The following is a 6,131-nucleotide window of genomic DNA, read 5'->3' as shown; positions in this document are numbered from 1 at the left end:
GGTCGGCGGGATGCACCTTGTTCTTCAGCAGATTGCCTTGTGTATCAACCAGAAGATGGCGCTTGCGGCCGTTGATCTTCTTGCCGCCATCGTATCCACGCGGTCCGCCCATCTCAGAGGTTTTCACTGATTGGCTGTCGATGATCGCCGCACTCGGCTGCGGATTGCGGCCGGTCTGACAGCGATAGCTCTCGCGCAGAACCTGGGTCACGTGTTCCCAGGTACCATCCTCGCGCCACTGCGCATAGTGGTAGAAGACAGCACCGCGCGGCGGATACTCGTGCGGCAGCAGCCGCCATTGCGCCCCGGTGCGCAGCAGATAGAAGATGGCATCGACGATGCGCCGTAACGGGTAGGTCTGCCGCCGCCCAGCGGGATGACTGCGGGGGATCAGCGGTTCGAGCAGCGCCCATTCAGCATCGGTGAGATCGCTGACGTAAGAACAGACCTCCATGGCACGGGCTCCCTAATCATGAAACAGCCCGCATCCGCCTCAGCGGCCCAGCACCAAACCTATGCTGAATCAAACACTTGCAGTGAGCAATAAAATTGCTCACCAGCCTCTAAATCGGCGAGGTTGCCGGTATAGTTATAAAGCCGGAGGGGATCTGGACAAGTTATCAATCACGATCAAACGACTCGGATTGTTCAAATCGAACTCGACAACGCGTGGCACGAAGAGGCGGGCATAGCGCGAGAAGGCGCTGGTGGGCGGAAAACGAATCACGGTATCGCATCGCCCAAGGAGATACATCTCGACGAGAGCAGAAAAGCCGCCGTCAGCCCCCAGTGCTTCGCTATGTAGTGGCCCGGCCCGATGCGGCAGAAGGCGTTTCGGGATAGTGAAAAGGTCGGGAAATACGCCCAATAACTTCTTGAGCACCTGCGCGCTGTCCGTACACAAGAACACCCTTACAGGTTTTGGATGCGGGAGCGCTTTGGCTTCATGAATAGCAGTGCATATTTGCTGCAAGGAAAACTCCGGATCAGCCCAGTATGGCGCGTGCTCCATAATATCTTCGCCGTTGCCGTGCCGGACATGAACCCCGATTATGCTGTTCCCCTTAAAGTGTTCCTGGTAGATGGCTTCAATCCGGGACACAATTTCAAGCCTGGGTTTGATGTTCTCAAAGACCTGTCGTTCGGCATCTTCCCCGCAACGCCACATCAAGCAAGCATCACACACGACGGTGTTGGCTTCGGTATCACCTTCGCCTTCGAAAAGATCTCTCAGCTCGTCACGTTCCCGGAAGATCTGTTCATCTGGCCGGTAAACGCAGTCGATCGATGGCTTATTCCACCACGGCGGGAAGAAAGGTCCAGGAAATGAGAGCTGGTTTATCCGATCGTCGCAAATGACCGAGACGCCAGCGATGTCCTGGATTGGCTCGAAGAACACCGGAAAGGCGTTCGTAAGGGGTTCATCGACGTAGCAGGAGCCGCGCCAATCTACCGCTAGCGTCCGCCCTGTCCGCTGCGCGTAAGACCAAGCTGCCGCAAGCGACCATAGGCAATCACCGAAACCAGTACGACGTCGAGAGACAACGAATCGATCCTTCATTAGACCACCCAACAAGGTTTTGTGTCGTCACGGAATACGAAAGCGATTAGGAAACTACGGTCAATGTATGGCCTTGCCCGACCCTAGGCATGAGCGGTCGCGATCCTAGCCAATTGCGGCGGTAGAACTCTTCGTGCACCCCACTGGAACCAAGAGATCCATTTTGGGCGAGCCCGTTACGTGTCCAGCGTTTGAATGGTTTGTATTGAAGACCCCAACGGTCCGCACCGACCGCCTGCTGGATATAATGGACATACAGTTCTCTTGAGGTTCGACGCAAACCGATGTGACCCACAGCGCCTATCTGAAACGGACGCATTCATGGCAGCTCCTTATGCCCGATCCGGCATTTGATCGCGGTCTTGACCCATGCGAGCAGCTTGTGAGGGATGCAATCGAACGAGGCGCTGCTCCCAGAGTCGTTGCAGGCCCTCCATCAGAGCTTCACGTTTAGCCTGATCCGGCGTAAGTGTATTGAGGAGATCTTCCACCACGGCTTCGCCGTCAACCCGCATCAGCAGATCAAACAGATCGTGTGAAACCCGCACACTGTCACTGCTGGAGTGGTTCGTACGGATCTCACAGACAGTCTCCTGACGATCCCACGCTGTGTAAGCACGGGCCTGATGGAGGGACACATAGGGCGGCAATGAAACCGCGAGCGCAGTCCAATCCTGCAGCATTGCGGCCCGCTTTTTTACCAGGAAGGGCCCGACCACAAGTCCATCCAGCTCTGTCGTCAGGAATGTGGCAATCGCGTCTGCAACCGAATCCACGATCGGTTCGACATTGTTGTTAAAGGACGTGTTGAGCAGAATTGGGGTGCCTGTGCGCTTCTTGAACGCATTGATGACTTCCCAATAAGAAGGATTGGCGTGGCGCGACACTGTTTGCAGGCGAGCCGTACCGTCGACGTGCGTAATGGCGCCGAGCAAGGCGCGCTTTGAGCCACGCACGCGAACGACGAAATTCATGAAGGGAAATTCATGCCTACCGTCCGGTAGGTCGAAGAATTCGCGCGCATCCTCCTCCAACACTGACGGCGCAAACGGTCGATAGCCCTCGCGCTTCTTGACCATCGCGTTGATCCGATCCTTGTTTGCGGCAGGCCGCGGGTCAGCAAGAATGCTGCGGTTACCAAGGGCACGTGGCCCGAACTCCGAACGACCCTGCACCCAGCCAATCACAGCGCCATTAACGATCCAGTCGGCTGCACTGCTTGCCACGTCATCAGTGCGCTCAATATCTAGGTGCCCGGCCCATGCATTCAGTTCCTGCTCAACCGCGCGGTCGTTACCGAGATCAGGCCCCCAATAGACCTCCTGCAATCGCTTGCGTGGCGCAGGGCGGCCTAGCTCGTTTGACACCATTAGTGCAGCGCCCAATGCGCAGCCAGCGTCGTGCGATGCCGGTTGCACGAAGATGTCTTCGAAAAGCCCCGAATACAGCAGTTTACCGTTCATCGTGCAGTTGTGGGCTACCCCCCCAGCCAAGCACAATCGCTTCATACCGGTAGTCTCACGATGATGCCGGAGAATATGAAACACCATCCGCTCTAGCGCTTCCTGCAATGACGCACTTACATCTCGATGCTGCTGGGTGACTGGCATTCCCTTCCGCCTGACCTGGATGTTGCGAAGCAACGTCGGACCGATCCGGTCGAGGTGAACACGGTAACCACCTTCGGCGGAGAGCTCGTAGAGCTGCTCGAAGAGTTTGCGATAGGGAGCGGGGTCCCCGTATGGGGCAAGCCCCATCACCTTGTACTCATCGAACATGCCATAGCCGAGATACCGGATTGTCTCGAGATAAAACAGCCCAAGAGAATTGTTCTCCGGGAAAGCCTCGAGTTGGGTAATTTCTGTACCAGACCCTACCGCCAGCAGGCCCGAGAGGAAATCACCACAGCCATCTACCGCCAGAATAAGACTTTCCTCGAAGCCCGACATTGCAAAAGCGCTCACGGCGTGCGCCTGATGATGACTTACGAATGAAATGCGCGAACCGTCCAACTCAGTACCGAACTCACGCGCTAACAGGTCTTGCATTACCGCTTTAGCACCTAATGGAATGGAGAGAACGTCGGGGTGGGAAGCGGACATACCTTCAAGCATGGCGTTGGCATAGGGCTCGCTAGCGTAGACCGCGATACGATCAATGTCGCTGAGCTGAACCCCCGCCGCTGAAAGACAGTACTGAATCGAACGACATGGAAGCTTGTTGGAGTGTTTGATCCGATTAAGGCGTTCCTCTTCTACGGCGGCTATCACCTGTCCGTCTCGGACGAGCACCGCGGCGCCATCGTGCATAAAGGCGTTCGGAAGCTCGAATCGGTTTTCATAGACTTTGTCGAGTCCGCCGCTCAATCCTAGGCATAGCATTTCAGTCTCCATTCATCGTAACAAGCCGGCGTCATTGCCTTGGCTCAAGACCATCCCACGCAACTAGGCTGGATTGTCGCTGGTCGCCGCGAAGGCCAGTCGGACGTCACCAACATCAAGAAATCTTTCAACGCATCAGGCGCCGACGAAACAGGGCCGCTGATAGGAAGAATGGCAACACCGCGTAGACGCACAGCGCACCAATGTGCAGAGCGATGCTGCCGGCGGCGCGGTCAAGCATCGCCGGGCGGATGAGCTCGATCGAATGGGCCAGCGGCAAGAAGCGCCCTACCTGCTGAAGGGCGCCGGGTAATTGGGTGATCGGGAAGACGGCACCGCAGAGGAACATCATGGGTGTGATTACGAGCGTCTGGTAGAACACGAAGTAATCGTGACTGGGCGCAAGCGCAGTGACGATCATCGCTAGGCCCGCAAAGGTGAACCCGGTGAGAGCGATGACTGGCAGCGCGTAGAGGACGGACGGCCACGCCGCATAGCCCAGCACGACGGCGAGAATCGCAATTGCCGTACCGGCCAAAAGGGCCTTGGTGGCTGCCCACGCCAATTCACCGAGAACGATGTCGCCGAGAGTCAGTTGTGTGTACAGGATTGCTTCCCAGGTGCGCCGCTCGTGCATACGAGAGAAAGCGGCATAAATCGTTTCGAAGGTCGACGCGACCATCGCGCTTGTCGCGACCATGCCGGCTGCCAAAAAAGCAATGTACGAGGTACCTTCAACGCGACCTACTAATATTCCGAGGCCAGTGCCGAGTCCGAAAAGGGAGATCATGGGATCGGCGAGGTTACCGAGAATTGACGCAAGTGCGACCTTCTTCCATGCCAGATAGTTGCGGCGCCACACCGCAGCCCAGTTCCATGCGTTGGCGGGTAGTACCGCCGCAAAACCTCCACCCATCGTTCACTTCTCCAACTCTTGCCCGGTCAGCCGCAAGAAAACATCCTCCAGATTAGGTAAACGCTGCAGAAGGCGCAGACCTGCGTGCCCGCGCAGTTGCACGCGCACCTTCTCCGGATCGGGCGCATAGCAAAAGAGCGTCTCGCCGCTCACCTCGATGCGCTGAACGTGTGGCCTGATCAGCGAACTCAGCTCTTGTGGATTACCGCCGAAGATCTCGATCACGTGGCACCCGATGTGCTCCTCAATCAACGCATGGGGACTGCCTTCGGCGATGTTGCGCCCATGCTCGAGAACGTACAGCCGATCGCACAACCGCTCAGCCTCTTCCATAAAATGGGTAGTCAAAATGATCGTCTTGCCGCGCGCCAGTAGAAAACGCAGACGCTCCCAGATCAGGTGGCGCGCGTGCGGGTCGAGGCCGGTAGTCGGCTCGTCCATTACGAGTAGCTGCGGGTCGTTGATCAGCGCACGTGCCAGCGTCAGGCGCCGCCTCATGCCGCCGGATAGGTCGGCGACACGTGCATCTGCCTTGTTCGCAAGGCGGGCGAACTCGAGGAGCGATGGGATGATCGCTGCGATCGCGCGTGTGCTCATGCCGAAGTAGCGCCCGAACACCAACAGGTTCTCGCGTACCGTGAATTCCGAGTCAAGATTGTCGAACTGAGGCACTACTCCGATGCCCTTGCGTGCCAAGCGACCCCGCGCCGGCACTGGCACTCCGAGCACCGTGATCTTACCCGCGTCAGGCTGTGTCATGCCAAGGATCATACGTGCAATCGTACTCTTGCCCGCGCCGTTCGGTCCCAGAAGGCCGAAGCACTCTCCGGGCGCGACGGTGAACGACAGCCCGTCGACAACAGTTTTGCCACTATATGACTTCGTTACCCCGGCAAAGCCGACTGCTACGCTTGACATGGGCTCGCCTCATCTGAAGAACGCACCTCGATCGACGATGGCTCGCTTGCACGCGCTTTGGCTAACATCGGGCCGTCGTACCATATGTGTTCAATGCGTCCGCCCAGCGCGCGAAGTGCGCGCTCGGCGTGCGCGGTAAGACAAACCAAGGTTTTGTTGCAGGTGAGGAGTGTAGCGAGCAGCCGCACTCTGCAGCGCGCAGCCTCCCGGTCGGGCGGCACACGTCCGTCCTCGACGAGGGCGATCGCCCCGTCATGAGTCAGATTGATCCCACAGATGCGCATAGTGTCTCCATGTCTAAGGTCGGCAACTCGATCCGCCCGGAAGCCGATCCGGACTCCAAAAGCGGGCGAGC

The 6,131-nt window shown here is 57.7% G+C and carries 5 protein-coding genes; all 5 read right to left on the bottom strand.

Annotation, left to right across the window (positions count from 1 at the left end; translation table 11 throughout):
- A partial coding sequence (locus tag FS320_RS36100) for an IS5 family transposase (RefSeq protein WP_152717169.1) occupies window positions 1-454 on the bottom strand: 454 nt, incomplete at its 3' end.
- 135 nt (window positions 455-589) lie between these two features.
- Window positions 590-1,561 carry a nodulation protein NodZ gene (locus FS320_RS36095; protein WP_152717168.1) on the bottom strand — a complete coding sequence of 324 codons (972 nt, stop codon included), beginning with the start codon at window positions 1,559-1,561 and terminating at the stop codon, window positions 590-592.
- A gap of 332 nt (window positions 1,562-1,893) precedes the next feature.
- Window positions 1,894-3,942, bottom strand: coding sequence for a carbamoyltransferase family protein (locus FS320_RS36090; RefSeq protein WP_152717170.1), 2,049 nt, complete (start codon window positions 3,940-3,942; stop codon window positions 1,894-1,896).
- A gap of 127 nt (window positions 3,943-4,069) precedes the next feature.
- Window positions 4,070-4,858 carry an ABC transporter permease gene (locus FS320_RS36085; RefSeq protein ID WP_152717167.1) on the bottom strand — a complete coding sequence of 263 codons (789 nt, stop codon included), beginning with the start codon at window positions 4,856-4,858 and terminating at the stop codon, window positions 4,070-4,072.
- A 3-nt stretch (window positions 4,859-4,861) separates the two neighbouring features.
- Window positions 4,862-5,776, bottom strand: coding sequence for a nodulation factor ABC transporter ATP-binding protein NodI (nodI, locus tag FS320_RS36080; RefSeq protein WP_152717166.1), 915 nt, complete (start codon window positions 5,774-5,776; stop codon window positions 4,862-4,864).
- Window positions 5,777-6,131 lie beyond the last annotated feature (355 nt).

Source organism: Microvirga tunisiensis, assembly GCF_009296175.1.
Classification (GTDB): Bacteria; Pseudomonadota; Alphaproteobacteria; order Rhizobiales; family Beijerinckiaceae; genus Microvirga; species Microvirga tunisiensis.
Note: the sequence above shows the minus strand (reverse complement) of the source record. Positions and strands in the feature narration are given on the sequence as shown.

Excerpts from the sequence above, each read along its gene's own strand:
- nodI (WP_152717166.1), bottom strand. The coding sequence starts at position 5,776 with ATGTCAAGCGTAGCAGTCGGCTTTGCCGGGGTAACGAAGTCATATAGT.
- FS320_RS36095 (WP_152717168.1), bottom strand. The coding sequence starts at position 1,561 with ATGAAGGATCGATTCGTTGTCTCTCGACGTCGTACTGGTTTCGGTGAT.
- FS320_RS36085 (WP_152717167.1), bottom strand. The coding sequence starts at position 4,858 with ATGGGTGGAGGTTTTGCGGCGGTACTACCCGCCAACGCATGGAACTGG.
- FS320_RS36090 (WP_152717170.1), bottom strand. The coding sequence starts at position 3,942 with ATGCTATGCCTAGGATTGAGCGGCGGACTCGACAAAGTCTATGAAAAC.